Origin of the sequence: Pseudomonas sp. MWU12-3088 (genome assembly GCF_023242405.1) — a bacterium.
Lineage (GTDB): Bacteria > Pseudomonadota > Gammaproteobacteria > Pseudomonadales > Pseudomonadaceae > Aquipseudomonas > Aquipseudomonas kribbensis.
Genome location: NZ_JALJEA010000002.1, coordinates 381,136 through 400,490 on the forward strand (window position 1 = coordinate 381,136; position 19,355 = coordinate 400,490).

Consider the following 19,355-nt stretch of genomic DNA (forward strand, 5'->3'; position numbering starts at 1 on the left):
GCCAAAACACTGACCTTACCAGATCGCAAACCTCCCAAAGCCCGGACAAAAAACGGGCAAAAAAAATGGCGCCCCCTGAGGGACGCCATTTTCAGACTCGACCGACGATGTTACTTGCGCTTCATCGACAGGAAGAATTCGTCGTTGGTCTTGGTCGTTTTCAGCTTGTCGACCAGGAACTCGATGGCCGCCACTTCGTCCATCGGGTGCAGCAGCTTGCGCAGGATCCACATACGCTGCAGTTCATCGTCAGCAGTCAGCAACTCTTCACGGCGAGTGCCGGACTTGTTGATGTTGATGGCCGGGAACACACGCTTCTCGGCGATGCGACGGTCCAGAGGCAGCTCCATGTTGCCGGTACCCTTGAACTCTTCGTAGATCACTTCGTCCATCTTCGAGCCGGTTTCAACCAGCGCGGTGGCGATAATGGTCAGCGAGCCGCCTTCTTCGATGTTACGCGCGGCACCGAAGAAACGCTTCGGCTTCTCCAGGGCGTGGGCATCGACACCACCGGTCAGCACCTTGCCGGAGCTCGGGATCACGGTGTTGTAGGCACGGGCCAGACGGGTGATGGAGTCGAGCAGGATCACCACGTCCTTCTTGTGTTCGACCAGGCGCTTGGCCTTCTCGATCACCATTTCAGCAACCTGCACGTGACGGGTCGGCGGCTCGTCGAAGGTCGAGGCAACCACTTCGCCGCGCACGGTGCGCTGCATTTCGGTCACTTCTTCCGGACGCTCGTCGATCAACAGCACGATCAGGTGAACTTCAGGGTTGTTACGGGCAATGTTCGCTGCGATGTTCTGCAGCATGATCGTTTTACCGGCTTTCGGCGGAGCAACGATCAGACCACGCTGGCCTTTGCCGATCGGGGCGCACAGATCGATCACACGACCGGTCAGGTCTTCGGTGGAACCGTTGCCGGCTTCCATCTTCATGCGCACGTTCGGGAACAGCGGGGTCAGGTTCTCGAAGAGAATCTTGTTCTTCGCGTTCTCAGGGCGATCGAAGTTGATCGTGTCGACCTTGAGCAGGGCGAAATAACGCTCGCCTTCCTTCGGCGGCCGGATCTTGCCAACGATGGTGTCACCGGTGCGCAGGTTGAAACGGCGGATCTGGCTCGGCGAGACGTAGATGTCGTCAGGGCCGGCGAGGTAGGAAGCGTCAGCGGAGCGCAGGAAGCCGAAGCCGTCCTGGAGAATCTCCAGCACGCCATCACCGGAGATTTCCTCACCGCTTTTAGCGTGCTTTTTCAGCAGGGAGAAAATCACGTCCTGCTTGCGCGAACGGGCCATATTTTCTATGCCCATCTGTTCGGCCAATTCGAGCAGTTCGGTAATCGGCTTTTGCTTGAGTTCAGTCAGATTCATATAGGAATGACGTAATCATTTATGGAGGGGGGGAAATTAAGCTTTTGGCTTAATGAGGCCGCGCCGCGGAGAAGGCGACAGGATCGCGTACTTGTTCGAAAAGGAGTGCGTCGGCGACGGCTAGCAGGGGGCAGTGGAGAAACCAGTGCGGGGCCGAATGTATCACCTGAGTTTCGGAGCGTCTAGCCCTGAATACGCAAAAAGCCCCGCAATTTGCGGGGCTTTTTGAGGACAATCTTTACTGCGACGCTTAGATGTTGGCGTCGAGGAAAGCAGCCAGTTGCGACTTCGACAGAGCGCCGACCTTGGTCGCTTCCACGTTGCCGTTCTTGAACAGCATCAGGGTAGGAATACCACGTACGCCGTGCTTGGCCGGGGTTTCCTGGTTCTCGTCGATGTTCAGTTTGGCAACGGTCAGCTTGCCTTTGTAGGTCTCTGCAATCTCGTCCAGAACCGGAGCGATCATTTTGCAAGGGCCGCACCATTCAGCCCAGTAGTCGACCAGGACAGCGCCTTCGGCCTTGAGTACGTCGGCTTCGAAGCTAGCGTCGCTAACGTGTTTGATCAGATCGCTGCTCATGGAATTCTCCAGGTTGTAAGCAAAAAAACGTGGCCCATCATAGCCGCCCTTCCCTTGTTCAGGAAGCCGCAGATGATTGAGTCTTGCTATGGCACTCGATGAGTTTGGGTATAGCTCAAGTCACGCGCCGGCGGGGGCGATGAAGGAAATTCCGGTACGCAGCGCCGCGTTGCGCACATGCTCCTGCATGGCTTTCTGCGCGGCAGCGGAGGCCCGGCGCGCCAGGGCGCGGAGGATCTTGCGGTGCTCCTGCCAGGTTTCCATGGCCCGTTCGGCGCGGATGAACGGTAGCTTCTGGCTCTCCAGAAAGATCTCGGCGCTGGCGGTGAGGATGCTCAGCATCGCCTGATTGCCGCTGGCCCGCAGGATCCGCTGGTGGAATTCGAAGTCCAGTTTCGCCGCCGCCTCGAAGTCGCCGGCACGCAGTTGCTCACGCATGGCGGCGACGTTGTCTTCCAGTTCGTCCAGATCGAACGTGCTCAGCGTCACTGCCGCCAGCCCGGCCGCGAAGCCTTCCAGCGCATAACGCAACTGAAAGATCTCCAGCGGCGAGGCCTGGGCTGCGAACGGCCAGGCCGGCGTGCCCTCCCCGCGCGGCAAATCCACCGGCGACTGCACGAATACGCCCTTGCCCGGCTGGATACTGACAACGCCCAGCGCACTCAAGGACGACAACGCCTCGCGCAGCGACGCCCGGCTGACCCCCAGCTGCACCGCCAGATCCCGTTGCGAGGGCAGCGCATCGCCGGGGCCGAAGCCCTGCTCGGTAATCAGTTTGCGGATCGCTTGCAGCGCCACTTCGGGTACGGCGCGGGAGATCGAGTTCATGGTTTTCCAGACGGACCAGGCCAAGGTGCGGCCAGTTGTAATGCTATTCGAGGCATCAGGCAAGTCGTGCCCCAGCGGGGTTCGACGGCGCGCATCGATGCGCTATCGCAGTGCGAAACCCGACCTGACTGTTCAGACCAGTAAGACCGAACAAACCCGCTAAACCCGTGGCTTTGCGGGGCCAGACCGCTGGCTTGGCACGGCCCGTGCTCTGTCCGATCGCAGATTTCACTTCCCGCCGATCCGGAGATTGTCCATGACGAAGCGTTACAGCGCCCTCCTCGCCGCCCTGTTTGCCGGTCTGATGCTGAGCCAGGCCCCCGCCCATGCCGACGGTCTGGACGACGTGGTCAAACGCGGCACCCTGAAAGTCGCCGTGCCTCAGGACTTCCCGCCCTTCGGCTCGGTCGGCCCGGACATGAAGCCGCGCGGCCTCGATATCGACACCGCGAAACTGTTGGCCGAGCAGCTCAAGGTCAAACTCGAACTGACCCCGGTCAACAGCACCAACCGCATCCCGTTCCTGACCACCGGCAAGGTCGATCTGGTGATTTCCAGCCTCGGCAAGAACCCCGAGCGCGAGAAGGTCATCGATTTCTCCCGCGCCTACGCGCCGTTCTACCTCGCTGTATTCGGCCCGCCGGAGGCAGCCGTCGGCACCCTGGACGACCTCAAGGGCAAGACCATCAGCGTCACCCGTGGCGCCATCGAAGACATCGAACTGACCAAGGTCGCCCCCGAAGGCGTGACCATCAAGCGCTTCGAAGACAACAACTCGACCATCGCCGCCTACCTCGCAGGCCAGGTCGATCTGATCGCCAGCGGCAACGTGGTGATGGTCGCAATCAGCGAAAAGAGCCCGAAGCGCGTACCGGCGCTGAAGGTCAAGCTCAAGGATTCGCCGGTCTACGTCGGCGTGAACAAGAACGAGCCGGCGCTGCTGGGCAAGGTCAACGAGATCCTGGCCAGCGCCAAGGCTGACGGCGCGCTGGAAAAGAACGCGCAGACCTGGCTCAAAGAGCCGCTGCCGGCCGACCTCTGACCGGCGACGCGGGAGACTTTCATGGCCTATCAGTTCGATTTCTTGCCGGTGGTGGAAAACACCGACCTGCTGCTGCGCGGGGCGCTGTTCACCCTTGAGCTGACGGCCATTGGCGCGCTGTTCGGGGTTGGCGTGGGGATCGTCGGGGCGCTGGTACGGGCGTGGAATATCCGCCCGTTCTCGGCGATTTTCGGCGTGTATGTGGAGTTGATCCGCAACACGCCGTTCCTGGTGCAACTGTTCTTCATCTTCTTCGGCCTGCCGTCCCTCGGCGTGCAGATTTCCGAGTGGCAGGCGGCGGTGCTGGCGATGGTGATCAATCTCGGCGCGTACTCGACCGAGATCATCCGCGCCGGCATCCAGGCGATCCCGCGCGGGCAACTGGAAGCAGCGGCCGCGCTGGCGATGAGCCGTTTCGAAGCGTTCCGCCACGTGGTGCTGCTGCCGGCGCTGGGCAAGGTCTGGCCGGCGCTGAGCAGCCAGATCATCATCGTCATGCTCGGCTCGGCGGTGTGTTCGCAGATCGCCACCGAGGAGTTGAGCTTCGCCGCCAACTTCATTCAGTCGCGCAACTTCCGCGCTTTTGAAACCTATGCCCTGACCACCCTCATTTATCTGTGCATGGCGCTGCTGATCCGTCAGATATTGAACTGGCTTGGCCGCCGTTACCTGACGAAAAGCAGCGCAAGGAGCAGCCAATGAGCGACTTCACGTTCTGGGACATCCTGCGCAACCTGCTCACCGGCCTGCAATGGACGCTGGCGCTGTCACTGGTGGCGTTCATCGGCGGCGGCATCGTCGGGTTGCTGATCCTGGTCATGCGCATCTCGAAAAACCCGCTGCCCAGCAGCATTGCCCGCACCTGGATCGAACTGTTCCAGGGCACGCCATTGCTGATGCAGCTGTTTCTGGTGTTCTTCGGCGTGGCGCTGGCCGGGGTGGAGATTTCGCCGTGGATGGCGGCGGCGATTGCCCTGACGCTGTTCACCAGCGCCTACCTGGCGGAGATCTGGCGCGGCTGCGTCGAGGCGATTCCCAATGGCCAGTGGGAGGCTTCGTCGAGCCTGGCGCTCAATCCGCTGGAGCAACTGCGCTACGTGATCCTGCCGCAGGCGCTGCGGATTGCCGTGGCACCGACCGTGGGCTTCTCGGTGCAAGTGGTCAAAGGCACCGCCGTGACCTCGATCATCGGCTTCACCGAACTGACCAAGACCGGCGGCATGCTCGCCAACGCCACCTTCGAACCGTTTATGGTCTACGGCCTCGTCGCCGCCGGCTACTTCCTGCTCTGCTACCCCCTGTCCCTCAGTGCGCGCTACCTGGAAAGGAGACTGCATGCCTCTGCTTAGAATTTCCGCCCTGCATAAATACTACGGCGATCACCACGTGCTCAAAGGCATCGACCTGAGCGTCGAGGAAGGCCAGGTGGTGGCGATCATCGGCCGCAGCGGCTCGGGCAAATCCACCCTGCTACGCACCCTCAATGGTCTTGAATCGATCAACGACGGCGTGATCGAGGTCGACGGCGAATACCTCGACGCGGCCCGCGCCGACCTGCGCAGCCTGCGGCAGAAAGTCGGCATGGTCTTTCAGCAGTTCAACCTGTTCCCGCACCTGACGGTGGGCGAAAACGTGATGCTCGCGCCGCAAGTGGTGCAGAAAGTGCCCAAGGCCAAAGCGCAGGAACTGGCGCGGCAGATGCTGGAGCGCGTCGGCCTGGGTGAAAAATTCGATGCGTTCCCGGATCGGCTTTCCGGGGGCCAGCAACAGCGCGTGGCGATTGCCCGTGCGCTGGCGATGTCGCCCAAGGTGCTGCTGTGCGACGAGATCACTTCGGCGCTGGACCCGGAACTGGTCAACGAAGTGCTCAGCGTGGTCCGGCAACTGGCCAAAGAAGGCATGACATTGATCATGGTCACCCACGAAATGCGCTTCGCCCGGGAGGTCGGGGACAAACTGGTGTTCATGCACCAGGGCAAAGTGCACGAGGTGGGCGATCCGAAGGTACTGTTTGCCGACCCGCAGACGCCGGAGCTGGCGAATTTCATCGGAACCGCAGAAGCCGCAGGCTGAAAGCAGGCCGTCAGTGCGCTAAATCAAGGGTTTGAACCATGCGCGTTGGCGGCAGCCTTTGATCGTGGCACGATGTCAGGGTTATCGACCGAGACCCCAGACCATGCCGCAATCCCAAGCCAAGAATCTGTCCCTGATCGCCGCGATCGACCTGGGCTCCAACAGCTTCCACATGGTCGTGGCCAAGGCCCAGAACGGCGAAATCCGTATTCTCGAACGTCTCGGGGAGAAGGTTCAGCTGGCCGCCGGCATCGACGATGAGCGCCATCTCAACGAAGAATCCATGCAGCGCGGGCTCGATTGCCTGAAGCGTTTTGCCCAACTGATCAACGGTATGCCGCTGGGCGCCGTGCGGATCGTCGGCACCAACGCCCTGCGCGAAGCGCGCAACCGCCTGGAGTTCATCCACCGCGCCGAAGAAATCCTCGGCCACCCGGTGGAAGTCATCTCCGGCCGTGAAGAGGCGCGTCTGATCTACCTCGGCGTGTCCCACACCCTCGCCGACACCCCGGGCAAACGCCTGGTCGCCGACATCGGCGGCGGCAGTACCGAATTCATCATCGGCCAGCGCTTCGAACCGTTGTTGCGCGAAAGCCTGCAAATGGGCTGCGTGAGTTTCACCCAGCGCTACTTCAAGGACGGCAAGATCACTCCGGCCCGCTACGCCCAGGCCTACACGGCGGCGCGGCTGGAAATCATGAGCATCGAACACGCCCTGCATCGCCTGACCTGGGATGAAGCCATCGGCTCCTCGGGCACCATCCGTGCCATCGGCCTGGCGCTGAAGGCCGGCGGACACGGCACAGGCGAAGTGAACGCCGAAGGCCTGGCGTGGCTCAAGCGTCGCCTGTTCAAGCTCGGCGACGTCGACAAGATCGACTTCGAAGGCATCAAGCCTGACCGTCGGGCAATCTTCCCGGCGGGCCTGGCGATTCTCGAAGCGATCTTCGACGCCCTCGAACTGCAACGCATGGATCACTGCGAAGGTGCGCTGCGTGAAGGCGTTCTTTACGACCTGCTCGGCCGCCATCATCACGAAGACGTGCGCGAACGCACCCTGACCTCGCTGATGGAGCGCTACCACGTCGACCTGGAACAGGCCGCGCGAGTCGAGCGCAAAGCCCTGCATGCCTTCGATCAGGTGGCCGTGGACTGGCAACTGGACGACGGCATCTGGCGCGAATTGCTGGGCTGGGCGGCGAAAGTGCACGAAGTCGGGCTCGACATCGCTCACTACCACTACCACAAGCATGGCGCCTACCTGATCGAGCACTCGGACCTCGCCGGGTTCTCCCGCGAAGACCAGCAAATGCTCGCCCTGCTGGTGCGCGGCCACCGCCGCAACATCCCCAAGGACAAGTTCGCCGAGTTCGGCGAGGACGGCGACAAGCTGATCCGCCTGTGCGTACTGCTGCGCTTCGCGATCCTGTTCCACCACATTCGCGGCACCCAGACCATGCCGCAGGTCGCGTTGCACGCCAATGGCGACAACCTCGACGTGGAGTTCCCGGAGAACTGGCTGGATGAAAACCAGCTGACCCAGGCGGATTTCGCGCTTGAGGCCGAGTGGCTGACGCGAGTGGGCGTTGTCCTGACCGTGCACTGAGTCAAAGGCAGGCACAAAAAAGGCGATCCGGATGGATCGCCTTTTTTATCGTCTTGAGACCTGCAGTCAACTGCTCACCGGCAGAATCGGGCTGCCCAGCCGCTCCAGCAACGTCGCCTGCGCACTGCGCGGGTTCTGGTTGCCGGTCGGCGTGTTGCGGATGTAGCGGCCGTCCGACTGCAGGCTCCAGCTGTGGGTGTTGTCGGTCAGGTACAGCTCCAGCTCTTTCTTGACCCGGGTCAGCAGCTTCTTGCCTTCCACCGGGAAGCAAGTCTCGACGCGCTTGTCGAGGTTGCGCTCCATCCAGTCGGCACTGGACAGGAACATCTGTTCCTCGCCGCCGTTGAGGAAGTAGAACACCCGGGTGTGTTCAAGGAAGCGGCCGATGATCGAGCGCACGTGAATGTTGTGCGAAACCCCGGCGATGCCCGGACGCAGGCAGCACATGCCGCGCACCACCAGATCGATGCGCACGCCGGACTGGCTGGCCTTGTACAGCGCGCGGATGATCTTCGGATCGGTCAGCGAGTTGAACTTGGCGATGATGTGCGCCGGCTTGCCGTCGAGCGCGAATTGCGTCTCGCGGGTGATCATGTCGAGCATGCCCTTCTTCAGGGTGAACGGCGCGTGCAGCAGCTTCTTCATGCGCAGCGTCTTGCCCATGCCGATCAACTGGCTGAACAGTTTGCCGACGTCTTCGCACAAGGCGTCGTCAGAGGTCAGCAGGCTGTAGTCGGTGTACAGACGGGCGTTGCCGGCGTGGTAGTTACCGGTGCCGAGGTGCGCGTAACGCACGATCTCGCCGGCCTCGCGACGCAGGATCAGCATCATCTTGGCGTGGGTCTTGAAGCCCACCACGCCGTAGATCACCACCGCACCGGCCGCTTGCAGTCGGCTGGCCAGCTGCAGGTTGGATTCTTCGTCGAAGCGTGCACGCAGCTCGATGACCGCTGTCACTTCCTTGCCGTTACGCGCGGCATCTACCAGTGCATCGACGATTTCCGAGTTGGCGCCGGAGCGGTACAGGGTCTGGCGCACGGCCAGAACGTGCGGGTCTTTCGCGGCCTGGCGCAGCAGGTCGACCACCGGGGTGAACGACTCGAACGGGTGCAGCAGCAGGATGTCCTGTTTGCTGACGACGCTGAAAATGTTCTCGCTGTTCTGCAGCAGTTTCGGGATCTGCGGGGTGAACGGCGTGTATTGCAGCTCCGGATGGCTGTCCAGGCCGGTGATGCTGAACAGACGCGTCAGGTTCACCGGACCGTTGACCTGATACAACTCCGTCTCGCTCAGATTGAACTGCTTGAGCAGGTAGTCCGACAGGTGTTTCGGGCAGGTGTCGGCGACTTCCAGGCGCACGGCGTCACCGTAACGACGGGAGAACAACTCGCCACGCAGGGCGCGGGCCAGGTCTTCGACGTCTTCTGAGTCGAGCGCCAGGTCGGCGTTTCGCGTCAGGCGGAACTGGTAGCAGCCTTTTACTTTCATGCCCTGGAACAGGTCATCGGCGTGAGCGTGGATCATCGACGACAGGAACACATAGTTGTCGCCAGGGCCGCCGACTTCTTCCGGCACCTTGATGATCCGTGGCAGCAGTCGCGGCGCCGGGATGATCGCCAGACCGGAGTCGCGACCGAAGGCGTCGATACCTTCGAGTTCGACGATGAAGTTCAGGCTCTTGTTCACCAGCAACGGGAACGGGTGCGTCGGGTCGAGGCCGATCGGAGTGATGATCGGCGCGATCTCGTCGCGGAAGTAACGACGTACCCAGGTCTTGAGCTTGGTCGTCCAGTAGCGGCGACGGATGAAGCGCACCTGATGCTTTTCCAGCTCCGGCAGCAGGATGTCGTTGAGGATCGCGTACTGGCGGTCTACATGACCGTGGACCAGCTCGCTGATGCGGGCCAGGGCCTGATGCGGTTGCAGGCCGTCGGCACCGGCCTGCTCACGGGCGAAGGTGATCTGCTTCTTGAGGCCGGCGACGCGGATCTCGAAGAATTCGTCGAGGTTGCTGGAGAAGATCAGCAGGAACTTCAGCCGCTCCAGCAACGGGTAGGACTCGTCCAGCGCCTGTTCCAGCACGCGGATGTTGAACTGCAGTTGCGACAATTCCCGGTGGATATACAGGCTGCTGTCATCCAGGCCGGGAATCGCGATCGCCGGCGCCGCCGCTGCGGGCTCGGTGGCCGGCGCGGGTGGCGCAGGCTCCAGTTCCGGCGGGGTTTCGGTAATCTGCTCGACCACGGGTTGAGCTTCTTTTACGGCAACTTCAGTGAGTCCTTCGGTATTCATCGAATGTTCCTGGGAGGGCTATTTCTGCTCTCGTAACAATTGAGCGGCACGGACAGCAAAGTAAGTCAGGATGCCATCAGCGCCGGCACGTTTAAAGGCGGTCAGGGATTCGAGGATCACGCCTTCGCTCAACCAGCCATTCTGGATCGCCGCCATGTGCATGGCGTATTCGCCGCTAACCTGATAGACGAACGTCGGCACTTTGAAGGCATCTTTTACCCGGAACAAAATATCCAGGTAAGGCATGCCGGGTTTGACCATGACCATGTCCGCGCCTTCAGACAAGTCCGCGCCCACTTCGTGCAACGCTTCGTCGCTGTTGGCCGGGTCCATCTGGTAGGACGCCTTGTTCGCCTTGCCCAGGTTCATGGCCGAACCCACGGCATCGCGGAACGGGCCGTAATAGGCGCTGGCGTACTTGGCCGAGTAGGCCATGATCCGCACGTTGACGTGACCGGCCAGCTCCAGCGCCTCGCGAATCGCCTGGATGCGACCGTCCATCATGTCCGACGGGGCCACCACCTGGGCGCCAGCGGCGGCATGGGACAACGCCTGTTTGACCAGTGCATCGACGGTGATGTCGTTCTGCACATAGCCTTCTTCATCGAGAATGCCGTCCTGACCGTGAGTGGTGAACGGATCGAGGGCGACGTCGGTGATCACGCCCAGCTCCGGGAAGCGGTCACGCAGGGCGCGGGTGGCGCGCTGGGCGATACCTTCGGGATTCCACGCTTCGGCGGCATCGAGGGATTTGAGTTCAGGTGGCGTGACCGGGAACAGCGCCAGCGCCGGAATTCCCAGCTCGACCCATTTCGCCGCTTCTTCAAGCAGCAGGTCGATGGTCAGGCGCTCGACACCCGGCATCGAGGCCACGGCTTCGCGACGGTTCTCACCGTCCAGCACGAACACCGGCAGGATCAGGTCATCGACCGTCAGCACGTTCTCACGCACCAGTCGCCGGGAAAAATCATCACGACGATTGCGACGCAGGCGGGTGGCGGGGAACAGGCGGTTGGCTGGGGTAAAGCTCACGGCAGACTCCTGAGCCCGCGCAGACGGGCGAGTGTGGCAGTTATAAGCGGCCATTATGACGGTCGTATTACAGTTATGTGCACCCCTGTGACATGTAGCCGCAATCCATTGTCGTTGTAGGAAATGTTAACGTCGAGACACATTTCGACACTTTCCTGAATGTGCCCGAAGGGTTAGGCTGCGCGTTCATTTCGCCAGCACCCAGACAATGCTCCAACAATTTCTGCATGACTTCGGCTACTTTGCCCTGTTTCTCGGCACGTTCTTCGAAGGCGAAACCATCCTGGTGCTCGCGGGCTTCCTCGCGTTCCGTGGCTACATGGACATCAACCTGGTGGTGGTCGTGGCGTTCTTCGGCAGCTATGCCGGCGATCAGCTGTGGTACTTCCTGGGCCGTAAGCACGGGCGCAAGTTGCTGGCGCGCAAACCGCGCTGGCAAATGATGGGCGACCGCGCGCTGGAGCATATCCGCAAGCACCCGGACATCTGGGTCCTGAGCTTCCGCTTCGTTTACGGCCTGCGCACGGTGATGCCGGTGGCGATCGGCCTGTCGGGCTACCCGCCGGGACGCTATCTGCTGCTGAACGGGATTGGCGCAGCGATCTGGGCCGCCGCCCTGGCCGCAGCCGCGTACCACTTCGGTGCGGTGCTTGAAGGCATGCTGGGTAGCATCAAGAAATATGAACTGTGGGTGCTCGGCGCGCTGCTGGTGCTGGGCGTCGGCCTGTGGCTGCGCCGCCGGTTCAAGAATGCCCGGCTGGCCAAGAAGGTCTACGAGGACGAGCAGGCCGAGCAACTGGCCAAGGCCGAACGGCACAAAGCCGAACAGGCCAAATCCGCCGAACCTAAGACGCCAGCCGAGTAAACCGCTGGCGGCAATAATACAGCCCGATGCCACTGAGCAGGCTGTAACCGAGCAGACCGGCCCAGACCTCGGGGCTGGCCGGCCATAGCCCCACCTGCGGCGCCAGCCACACCAGCGGCAGATTCGCCGCCAGCCGCAGCAGCTCCAGCCTCAACGCCCACGGGCGATTTTCCAGGGCCGCTCCCAACACGAACAAACCGAACGCCACCGCGCCCCAGCCCAGTACCAGAGCGCCGGTCGACAGGCTGCGCTCCAGATTCATCAGGTAACTGCCCAGCGCCACATACACGCCGAATTGCAGCAGCACGTACCACTGCTGTCGGACGCCCAGCGGCACTTCGAATTTGCGGAAACGGCTCAAGTCCGGCTTGTGCATCGGGTACTTCTCCGCCACGTCCGCCGGACGCCATCCGGTACGCATGAACCAGATCCGCAGCTTGTCCCGTTTGCTCCCGGCGCGCCGCGCATCGTCCCACAACTGCGCGTAAAACTGCAGGTTGGCCCACAGCGGATTCCAGCTCGCCAGCGGTGTGGTCACGCCGAAAATCACCGGTTCATTGTCGTCCTCTTCCTGGAACGAGCCGAACAGACGATCCCAAATAATGAACACCCCGCCATAGTTGCGATCCATGTAGAGAGCGTTCTGTGCATGGTGGGCCCGATGATTGGACGGGGTGACGAAGCACCATTCGAACCAGCCGAGCTTGGGAATGTGCTTTGTATGAACCCAGAACTGATACAGCAGGTTCATCGCCGCGACACTGACGAACACCAGCAGCGGTACGCCAAGCACGGCCATCGGCAGGTAAAAGATCCAGCCCAGCAGAAACCCGGTGCTGGTCTGGCGCAAGGCGGTGGACAGGTTGTAGTCCTCGCTCTGGTGATGCACCGAATGAGCGGCCCAGAGAATGTTCCGCTCGTGGCCCATGCGGTGCAGCCAGTAGTAGCAGAAGTCGTAGAGGACAAAAGCGAAGACCCACGTCCAGACGCTGTCTGCAGGCAACCTGAGCAGCGCCAGATGCTCCAGGGCAAAGCCGTAGGTCACCAGCCCAACGCCTTTGGTCAGCAGGCCGGTGGTGGTCGACAACACCCCGGTGCTGATGCTGTTCACCGCATCGGCCAGGCGATAGTTACTCACCCCGCGCCAACGGTCGGCGATCAGCTCTGCCGCGATCAATACGAAGAAAAACGGCACCGCATACAGAATGAAGTTCATGACGCGCCCTGATCGAGATCCGTGTGCACAGATCCTAGGTGTAGCCACGGCTTGGCCCTATGGCAACGAACGACAAATTAGTGGACATTTAGCGCCATGAATCTGGAGAGAAACCCATGAGCAAAAAAGTTGCAGTGATCCTGTCCGGTTGCGGCGTGTACGACGGCGCCGAGATCCACGAAAGCGTCATCACCCTGTTGCGCCTGGATCAGCGCGGCGCCCAGGTGCAGTGCTTCGCCCCGGACATCGCGCAATTGCATGTGATCAACCACCTCACCGGCAAAGAGATGCCCGAGTCGCGCAACGTGCTGGTGGAGTCGGCGCGCATCGCCCGGGGCAACGTCAAGGATGTCCGTGAAGCCGATGTCGATGATTTCGATGCGCTGATCGTGCCCGGCGGTTTTGGTGCAGCGAAGAACCTGTCGAACTTCGCCGCCGACGGCGCCGGCTGCTGCGTCCAGCCGGACGTGCTGGCGCTGACCGAGGCGTTTGCCGAAGCGGGCAAACCGGTGGGCCTGATGTGCATTTCGCCGGCACTGGCCGCGAAGATCTACGGCCCGGGCGTGACCTGCACCATCGGCAATGACGCGGAGACGGCCAAGGCCATCGGCAAGATGGGCGCCACCCACGAAGACTGCGCGGTGACCGACATCATCGAAGACAAGGCGCGCAAACTCGTGACTACCCCGGCCTACATGCTGGCGCAGTCGATCAGTGAAGCGGCTTCGGGGATTAACAAACTGGTGGATCGCGTGCTTGAGCTGACCCACGAAAACGACGCCTGATCTCTCGGTCGAACACAAAACCAATGTGGGAGCGGGCTTGCTCGCGAAAACGTCAGGTCAGACAACTATTCGTTGAATGACACAACGCGTTCGCGAGCAAGCCCGCTCCCACAAGGGATTTATGTAATGTTCAGGGTTTGCGGGTGAGCCTGGTGAGGATCCGGTCCAGCGCATTGGCGAACGCCTGCTTCTCCCGGTCGCCGAACGGCGCCGGGCCACCGCTGACCTGACCCTGCTCACGCAGATCAGTGAACAGGTTGCGTGTCGCCAGCCGCTCACCCATGTTCTGCGCGTCGAACTCCTTGCCGCGCGGGTCCAGCGCTGCAACACCCTTCTTCACCAGCCGGTCGGCCAGCGGGATATCGCTGCAGATCACCAGTTCGCCCGGCACCGCGTGCTCCACCAGATAATCATCCGCCGCATCCGGGCCGCTCGGCACCACGATCAGCTTGACGATCGCCAGTGCCGGTTTGCTTTGCGGCTGCCCCGCCACCAGCACCACCTCGAAGCGGCGCTTGAGGGCGAACTTGACCACCAGCTCCTTGGCCATCTTCGGGCAGGCGTCGGCGTCGATCCATACGCGCATCATCTCAGGCCGCCACCCGGCGCTTTTCCGCCACCCGACTGCGGCCGTACAGCACGATGATCGCTGCAATCGCCACGGCCTGCGCCGTCAGCGAGTAGGCGTCGGCATGAATCCCCAGCCATTCGAAATCGAAGAACGCCACGGGCCGGGTGCCGAAGATCCCGGCTTCCTGCAACGCCTTCACACCATGACCGGCAAACACCACCGACAGCGCGCACAGCAGCCCCGCGTTGATGCTGAAAAACAGTGTCAACGGCAACTTCGCCGAACCGCGCAGAATGATCCAGGCAAGACCGAACAGCAGGACGAGTGCCGTGGCACCGCCCGCCAATACCGCGTTATGCCCGGCAGGGCCGGCCTGCAGCCACAGGGTTTCGTAGAACAGGATCACTTCGAACAGCTCGCGGTACACCGAGAAAAACGCCAGGACCGCGAAGCCGAACCGCCCGCCGCCACCGACCAGACTCTGCTTGATGTAATCCTGCCAGGCTGCCGCATGCCGACGGTCGTGCATCCACACCCCGAGCCACAGCACCATGACACTGGCGAACAACGCCGTGGCGCCTTCCAGCAATTCACGCTGGGAACCGCTGACATCGATCACATACGCCGCCAGCGCCCAGGTGCCGAGACCGGCCAACAGCGCCAGACCCCAGCCGACGTTGACACTGCGCACCGCCGATTGCTGGCCGGTGTTGCGCAGGAACGCGAGGATCGCCGCCAGCACCAGAATCGCTTCCAGGCCTTCGCGCAGCAGAATCAGCAGCCCGGAGATGTAGCTCAGCGACCAGCTCAGGCCGTCGCTGCCCAGCAAATCGGCGGACTCCTTGAGCCTGGCCTTGGCCGCGTCGAGACGCTGTTCGGCCTGCTCCACCGACAAGCCGTCCTGCAGCGATTGCCGGTAGGCCATCAGGGATTTTTCGGTGTCCTTGCGCACGTTGGCGTCGACGTTATCCAGCGAACTTTCGACCAGTTCGAAGCCTTCCAGATAGGCTGCAACCGACAGGTCATACGCCTGATCACGTTCACCGGCGCGGTAGGCGGCGAGGCTTTTGTCCAGAGTCGCGGCGGTGTAGTCGAGCAACTGCGCCGGACCACGCTTGACCTGCGGCGGTTGCGCCCGCTGTGCGCGGAAGGTCGCGGCGGCGGCCGGGCCTTCGGCGGCCTGCACTTCGGCCGGCGTCTGACGGGCGAGGTCGGCGATGTTGTAGGTCTTGTCGGACTTGGCCGTGGCCGGGTCGGCACTGAACTGGGCGATGTAGGTCGCCAGATCCCAGCGCTGACGGTCGTCCAGTTGATCGGCGAAGGCCGGCATGTCGGTACCTTCGACGCCCTGGCCGAGGGTGTTGTAGATCGCGTAGAGGCTCAGATGGTCCAGACGCTTGGCATCACGCAGGTTGGCCGGCGCGGGCTCCATGCCGACACCCGCAGGGCCATCGCCGGCCCCGTTGGCGCCATGACACACCGAGCAGTGCTGGGTATAGAGCGGCGCACCACGGGTCGGATCCGGGGTAATGATCGGCGCCTGGCTGACTTCATAGGCCACCGCCAGTTTCGCCCCCAGTTGCCGGGCCTGACGGGCGACGTCCGCGCCGTCCTGCTTCGCGGTGATCGCAGCCAGCAGCGCGTCGATGCCCTGCTCCAGGCCGGCCTTCTCCGGTTTGGCCGGCATGCCGGCAATCAAACCCTGCAGCGCGCGGGTGAACTCCAGTTGTTCACGGTATTCGGCATCGTCGATGACCTTGCCCGCCTCCACCGTTGGCGGGTAATCGGCGCTGATGTAATCGAGCAGGTGCAGCGCTTGCGGCGCGCCTTCCACGGTATCGGCCAGCAGATTGAAGCTGCTCAGGGCAAACAACGGGAACACCAGCCAGGCCAGGAATCGGGACGAGGCAGTCATGAAGGGGTCTCAATTGGAAATGCGAAGTAACACATTGTTCACGTCGATGGAGGCTGACTCAAGCTTTCTCGTTGGCCGCATCAGGATTACGCACAACGGGTTGCAGCACATAGCCATCACTCGCCTCTATACTGCGTCGCCTTTCGCCCCTTTCGATTAAGGAAGATCTCGTGGTCATGCGCCATTGCCTGCTGTTTCCCTTGCTGTTGAGTGCGCTCCTGCAACTGAGCGGTTGCGGGGCCTACCGCAATTACGACCTGGAACTGCAACAGACCACCGAGCAATTGAAAGCAGGCAACACCGACGGTGCGCTGGCCCTGATCGAGGCGCATAACCCGGATGAAGAAAAAGACCTGCTGTATTACTTCGAGAAAGGTGCGGTACTCAGCGCCGCCGGCGAGTTGCCACAGAGTCAGGTCGCCTGGCGCAGCGCCGAACAGATGGTGATCCAGCGCCAGGACGCCATCGAAACCACTGGCGACAAGCTGCTTTCCGCCCTGGGCAATCAATGGGGCAGCATCATCAACGACAAGATTCGTCGCTACGATGGCTACGACTATGAAAAGGTCATGCTGACCACGCAAATGGCCCTGAATCAGTTGGCCGTGAATGATTTCGATGGCGCCCGTGCGGACATCAAGAAGACCCACGAGCGCGAAACGCTGATCGCCCGGCAGCGAGAGCTGGAGTACGAGCGTGTTGAAAACGCCGCCAAGGACGGGGGCGCCCGCGTGCATTACAAGGACCTGCAAGGTTACCCGGTGGTCATGCTGGACTCGCCGGCGGTCATCGCCCTGAAGAACGGCTATCAAAGTGCGTTCAGCCACTATCTGGCCGGCTTCACGTATGAAGCCCTGGGCGAAAAGGATCTGGCGGCCCCGGGTTATCGTCAGGCCATTGAACTGCGTCCTGACATGCCGTTCTTCCAACAGGCCTTGCGTGACCTCGACAGCCCCGGACTCAAGGCCGGCGAAAGCGACGTGCTGATCATCGTGCAAAGCGGGCTGGCACCGGCTCGCAGCTCGGTGCGCGTGCCGTATCCGGTGAAGCTTGAAGACGGTCAGGTGATCGTCGCCAATGTGTCGTTTCCGGTGATGGTGCCCGACACCTCCACCCAGCCTTTCAATCAGATAAGCCTCGACGGCCGCCAGAAGAAGCTGATCACGGTCAACAATATCACCGACATGTCCTTGCGCACCCTGCGTGACGACATGCCCGGGATCATTCAACGCACCACGTATCGAGCGTTCCTCGCCGCAGACGTCCAGGGCACCGACAATCGGCGCAACCCGGCCAAAGCGTCCTACGTGACCCATTACGATGGATTCGAGCACGCAGACACCCGCACCTGGCGCACCCTGCCCAACCTCACTCAAGTGTTGCGCCTGCGTCTGAAGAAAGGCGAACACTCGATCAGCCTGCCAACCGCACCCGGTGTCGCCCCACTGAAAATCCGCATCGATCAGGATCGCCAGATCATCGGCCTGCGTGCCTTGGGCGACCGTATCTATGCCAATGGCAGTGCTTTCCAGGCACCCGTTTCAGCGGAAAGCCGCGTGGTATCCGGCCTGAAATAAATAATGGCATCTAACTAACCAGTGCAATTAAAAAGCTATTACATAGCCAGCATCGCCCGCTTATAATGCCGCGCCCTCGTTATCGCGACGCGGCATTAAAGCTCCTCTGTTTATGAGGAATTGGCAGGAGGCCAGCGCCACTGCCGATCGGTCCCAGCAGCCCGACCCGCACCCGAGGCTGTCGCTACTCATGGAAGAAGTACCCCATGGCATTCCGCGCTCCCACTCTGATCGCGCTTGGCGCAGTCACTCTGCTGTCCGGCTGTTCGGCGTTTCGCAACTACGATTCCGAACTGGCCCAGACCAATCAGCAACTGGCCACCGGCAACGTCGACGCCGCCCTGACCCTGCTGGAAAAGAACAACACCGGCCCGGACAAGGACCTGCTCTATTACTTCGAGAAAGGTGAACTGCTGCGCGCCAAGGGCGACCTGTCCGGCAGCCAGAACGCCTGGACCAGCGCCGACCAGGTGGTGGGCAAGTGGGAAGATTCGGTCAAGCTGGACACCGACAAGTACCTGGCCCAGTTCGGCAGTTTCCTGGTCAACGACAAGGTCCGTCGCTACGAAGGCTACGACTACGAAAAAGTCATGCTGACCACGCAGATGGCCCTGAACCTGCTGGCGGTCAACGATTTCGACGGCGCCCGCACCGCGATCAAGAAGACCCACGAACGTGAAGCCGTGATCGCCGACCTGCGTGACAAGGAATACCTCAAGAGCGAAGAGCAAGCCGAGAAAGAAGGCATCAAGACCCAGTACAAGGACTTGCAAGGCTACCCGGTCGCCAGCCTCGACGCCCCGGAAGTGGTCGGCCTGAAGAACAGCTACCAGAGTGCGTTCAGCCACTATCTGGCCGGTTTCGTCTACGAAGCCCTGGATGAAAAAGACCTGGCCGCGCCGGGCTACCGCAAGGCAGCCGAACTGCGCCCGAACACGCCGCTGCTGGAGCAGGCGCTGGTCAACCTCGACAAACCGGTCAAGAGCGATGACAGCGACGTCCTGATCGTGGTGCAAAGCGGTCTGGCACCGGCCCGCGACTCGATCCGCGTACCGCTGCCGCTGCCGATCTCCAACAACGTGGTGATCACCCCGCTGTCGTTCCCGATCATCAAGCCTGACACCTCGACCGCGACCTTCGCGCAGATCGGCGTCGACGGCCAGCAACTGAACCTGACCGCTCTCAACAGCACCACCGCCATGTCCCGCCGCGCCCTGCGCGATGACATGCCGGGCATCATCGTGCGCACCATGGTGCGGGCAATCACCAAAGGCGTGGCGCAGAAGAAGATCAACGAAACCAACCCGCTGGCGGGTCTGGCCGTGGGTATTTCTTCAGCGGTGCTCGAAGGTGCCGATACCCGTACATGGCGTACCTTGCCGGACACCACTCAAGTGGTACGTCTGCGCCTGAAAAAGGGCGAGCATCAGGTTACTCTGCCGAGCGCCGTGGGTGGCACGCAGGTCAAGGTCACCGTCGATCAGCGTTATCAGGTCATCACCCTGCGCGCCGTCGGCAATCAGGTGTTCGCCGCCGGCCTCGCCGCCCACGTGACCCCGAGCGCCGGCACCACCGCCGTAGCCAGCCTCAAACAACCTTAAGA

The 19,355-nt window shown here is 61.8% G+C and carries 17 protein-coding genes; 9 read left to right on the top strand and 8 right to left on the bottom strand.

Annotated features, from left to right (window positions below):
- Positions 1-110: 110 nt before the first annotated feature.
- From rho to M5B98_RS07540, 3 genes are all read right to left on the bottom strand, one after another.
- Positions 111-1,370, bottom strand: a complete 1,260-nt coding sequence (gene rho / locus M5B98_RS07530; RefSeq protein ID WP_007951825.1) for a transcription termination factor Rho — start codon at positions 1,368-1,370, stop codon at positions 111-113.
- A 250-nt stretch (positions 1,371-1,620) separates the two neighbouring features.
- The gene (trxA, locus tag M5B98_RS07535; protein WP_003206727.1) at positions 1,621-1,950 is read right to left on the bottom strand and encodes a thioredoxin TrxA; all 330 of its coding nucleotides are present in this window, start codon (positions 1,948-1,950) and stop codon (positions 1,621-1,623) included.
- Between the two features lie 120 nt (positions 1,951-2,070).
- On the bottom strand, positions 2,071-2,778 hold the full coding sequence (locus tag M5B98_RS07540) for a FadR/GntR family transcriptional regulator (RefSeq protein WP_248742353.1): 708 nt from the start codon (positions 2,776-2,778) through the stop codon (positions 2,071-2,073).
- Between the two features lie 256 nt (positions 2,779-3,034).
- On the opposite strand from M5B98_RS07540, the gene M5B98_RS07545 reads away from it, so the two are divergent.
- The 5 genes from M5B98_RS07545 to ppx all read left to right on the top strand — a co-directional run bounded on the left by M5B98_RS07545 (position 3,035) and on the right by ppx (position 7,499).
- Positions 3,035-3,820, top strand: a complete 786-nt coding sequence (locus tag M5B98_RS07545; protein ID WP_248742354.1) for a transporter substrate-binding domain-containing protein — start codon at positions 3,035-3,037, stop codon at positions 3,818-3,820.
- 21 nt (positions 3,821-3,841) lie between these two features.
- Positions 3,842-4,522, top strand: coding sequence for an amino acid ABC transporter permease (locus M5B98_RS07550; RefSeq protein WP_248742355.1), 681 nt, complete (start codon positions 3,842-3,844; stop codon positions 4,520-4,522).
- A complete protein-coding gene (locus M5B98_RS07555; RefSeq protein WP_085708957.1) occupies positions 4,519-5,169 on the top strand; it encodes an amino acid ABC transporter permease in 651 nt (216 codons plus the stop codon). Before M5B98_RS07550 ends, M5B98_RS07555 begins: the two co-directional genes overlap by 4 nt.
- Positions 5,156-5,893 carry an amino acid ABC transporter ATP-binding protein gene (locus tag M5B98_RS07560; protein ID WP_114886236.1) on the top strand — a complete coding sequence of 246 codons (738 nt, stop codon included), beginning with the start codon at positions 5,156-5,158 and terminating at the stop codon, positions 5,891-5,893. Before M5B98_RS07555 ends, M5B98_RS07560 begins: the two co-directional genes overlap by 14 nt.
- A gap of 103 nt (positions 5,894-5,996) precedes the next feature.
- Positions 5,997-7,499, top strand: a complete 1,503-nt coding sequence (ppx, locus tag M5B98_RS07565) for an exopolyphosphatase (protein ID WP_134828472.1) — start codon at positions 5,997-5,999, stop codon at positions 7,497-7,499.
- A gap of 66 nt (positions 7,500-7,565) precedes the next feature.
- Here the strand turns inward: ppx and ppk1 are convergent, their stop codons facing one another.
- Together ppk1 and hemB are read right to left on the bottom strand one after the other, a co-directional pair.
- Positions 7,566-9,791 carry a polyphosphate kinase 1 gene (ppk1, locus tag M5B98_RS07570; protein ID WP_114886240.1) on the bottom strand — a complete coding sequence of 742 codons (2,226 nt, stop codon included), beginning with the start codon at positions 9,789-9,791 and terminating at the stop codon, positions 7,566-7,568.
- Positions 9,792-9,809: 18 nt separating this feature from the next.
- The gene (gene hemB, locus M5B98_RS07575) at positions 9,810-10,823 is read right to left on the bottom strand and encodes a porphobilinogen synthase (protein ID WP_248742356.1); all 1,014 of its coding nucleotides are present in this window, start codon (positions 10,821-10,823) and stop codon (positions 9,810-9,812) included.
- Between the two features lie 208 nt (positions 10,824-11,031).
- On the opposite strand from hemB, the gene M5B98_RS07580 reads away from it, so the two are divergent.
- The gene (locus tag M5B98_RS07580) at positions 11,032-11,688 is read left to right on the top strand and encodes a DedA family protein (RefSeq protein WP_085708953.1); all 657 of its coding nucleotides are present in this window, start codon (positions 11,032-11,034) and stop codon (positions 11,686-11,688) included.
- Here the strand turns inward: M5B98_RS07580 and M5B98_RS07585 are convergent.
- Positions 11,669-12,904, bottom strand: coding sequence for a sterol desaturase family protein (locus tag M5B98_RS07585; protein ID WP_248742357.1), 1,236 nt, complete (start codon positions 12,902-12,904; stop codon positions 11,669-11,671). The genes M5B98_RS07580 and M5B98_RS07585 overlap by 20 nt on opposite strands.
- Positions 12,905-13,020: 116 nt before the next feature.
- Here M5B98_RS07585 and elbB point away from each other — a divergent pair, with 116 nt between their 5' ends.
- Positions 13,021-13,689 (top strand): isoprenoid biosynthesis glyoxalase ElbB, encoded by a 669-nt coding sequence (gene elbB, locus M5B98_RS07590; RefSeq protein WP_085708951.1) that lies wholly within the window; start codon positions 13,021-13,023, stop codon positions 13,687-13,689.
- A 130-nt stretch (positions 13,690-13,819) separates the two neighbouring features.
- Here elbB and M5B98_RS07595 read toward each other — a convergent pair whose 3' ends face one another.
- Both M5B98_RS07595 and M5B98_RS07600 read right to left on the bottom strand, forming a co-directional pair.
- Positions 13,820-14,275, bottom strand: coding sequence for a YaiI/YqxD family protein (locus M5B98_RS07595; RefSeq protein WP_065258237.1), 456 nt, complete (start codon positions 14,273-14,275; stop codon positions 13,820-13,822).
- Between the two features lie 4 nt (positions 14,276-14,279).
- Complete coding sequence (locus tag M5B98_RS07600; RefSeq protein ID WP_248742358.1) at positions 14,280-16,175, bottom strand: FTR1 family protein; 1,896 nt, start codon at positions 16,173-16,175, stop codon at positions 14,280-14,282.
- Positions 16,176-16,351: 176 nt separating this feature from the next.
- On the opposite strand from M5B98_RS07600, the gene M5B98_RS07605 reads away from it, so the two are divergent.
- Positions 16,352-17,752 carry a COG3014 family protein gene (locus M5B98_RS07605; protein ID WP_248742481.1) on the top strand — a complete coding sequence of 467 codons (1,401 nt, stop codon included), beginning with the start codon at positions 16,352-16,354 and terminating at the stop codon, positions 17,750-17,752.
- Between the two features lie 206 nt (positions 17,753-17,958).
- Positions 17,959-19,353 (top strand): COG3014 family protein, encoded by a 1,395-nt coding sequence (locus M5B98_RS07610; protein WP_248742359.1) that lies wholly within the window; start codon positions 17,959-17,961, stop codon positions 19,351-19,353.
- Positions 19,354-19,355: the final 2 nt, after the last annotated feature.

Excerpts from the sequence above, each read along its gene's own strand:
- rho (WP_007951825.1), bottom strand. The coding sequence starts at position 1,370 with ATGAATCTGACTGAACTCAAGCAAAAGCCGATTACCGAACTGCTCGAA.
- trxA (WP_003206727.1), bottom strand. The coding sequence starts at position 1,950 with ATGAGCAGCGATCTGATCAAACACGTTAGCGACGCTAGCTTCGAAGCC.
- M5B98_RS07540 (WP_248742353.1), bottom strand. The coding sequence starts at position 2,778 with ATGAACTCGATCTCCCGCGCCGTACCCGAAGTGGCGCTGCAAGCGATC.
- M5B98_RS07545 (WP_248742354.1), top strand. The coding sequence starts at position 3,035 with ATGACGAAGCGTTACAGCGCCCTCCTCGCCGCCCTGTTTGCCGGTCTG.
- M5B98_RS07550 (WP_248742355.1), top strand. The coding sequence starts at position 3,842 with ATGGCCTATCAGTTCGATTTCTTGCCGGTGGTGGAAAACACCGACCTG.
- M5B98_RS07555 (WP_085708957.1), top strand. The coding sequence starts at position 4,519 with ATGAGCGACTTCACGTTCTGGGACATCCTGCGCAACCTGCTCACCGGC.
- M5B98_RS07560 (WP_114886236.1), top strand. The coding sequence starts at position 5,156 with ATGCCTCTGCTTAGAATTTCCGCCCTGCATAAATACTACGGCGATCAC.
- ppx (WP_134828472.1), top strand. The coding sequence starts at position 5,997 with ATGCCGCAATCCCAAGCCAAGAATCTGTCCCTGATCGCCGCGATCGAC.
- ppk1 (WP_114886240.1), bottom strand. The coding sequence starts at position 9,791 with ATGAATACCGAAGGACTCACTGAAGTTGCCGTAAAAGAAGCTCAACCC.
- M5B98_RS07580 (WP_085708953.1), top strand. The coding sequence starts at position 11,032 with ATGCTCCAACAATTTCTGCATGACTTCGGCTACTTTGCCCTGTTTCTC.
- M5B98_RS07585 (WP_248742357.1), bottom strand. The coding sequence starts at position 12,904 with ATGAACTTCATTCTGTATGCGGTGCCGTTTTTCTTCGTATTGATCGCG.
- elbB (WP_085708951.1), top strand. The coding sequence starts at position 13,021 with ATGAGCAAAAAAGTTGCAGTGATCCTGTCCGGTTGCGGCGTGTACGAC.
- M5B98_RS07595 (WP_065258237.1), bottom strand. The coding sequence starts at position 14,275 with ATGCGCGTATGGATCGACGCCGACGCCTGCCCGAAGATGGCCAAGGAG.
- M5B98_RS07600 (WP_248742358.1), bottom strand. The coding sequence starts at position 16,175 with ATGACTGCCTCGTCCCGATTCCTGGCCTGGCTGGTGTTCCCGTTGTTT.
- M5B98_RS07605 (WP_248742481.1), top strand. The coding sequence starts at position 16,352 with ATGCGCCATTGCCTGCTGTTTCCCTTGCTGTTGAGTGCGCTCCTGCAA.
- M5B98_RS07610 (WP_248742359.1), top strand. The coding sequence starts at position 17,959 with ATGGCATTCCGCGCTCCCACTCTGATCGCGCTTGGCGCAGTCACTCTG.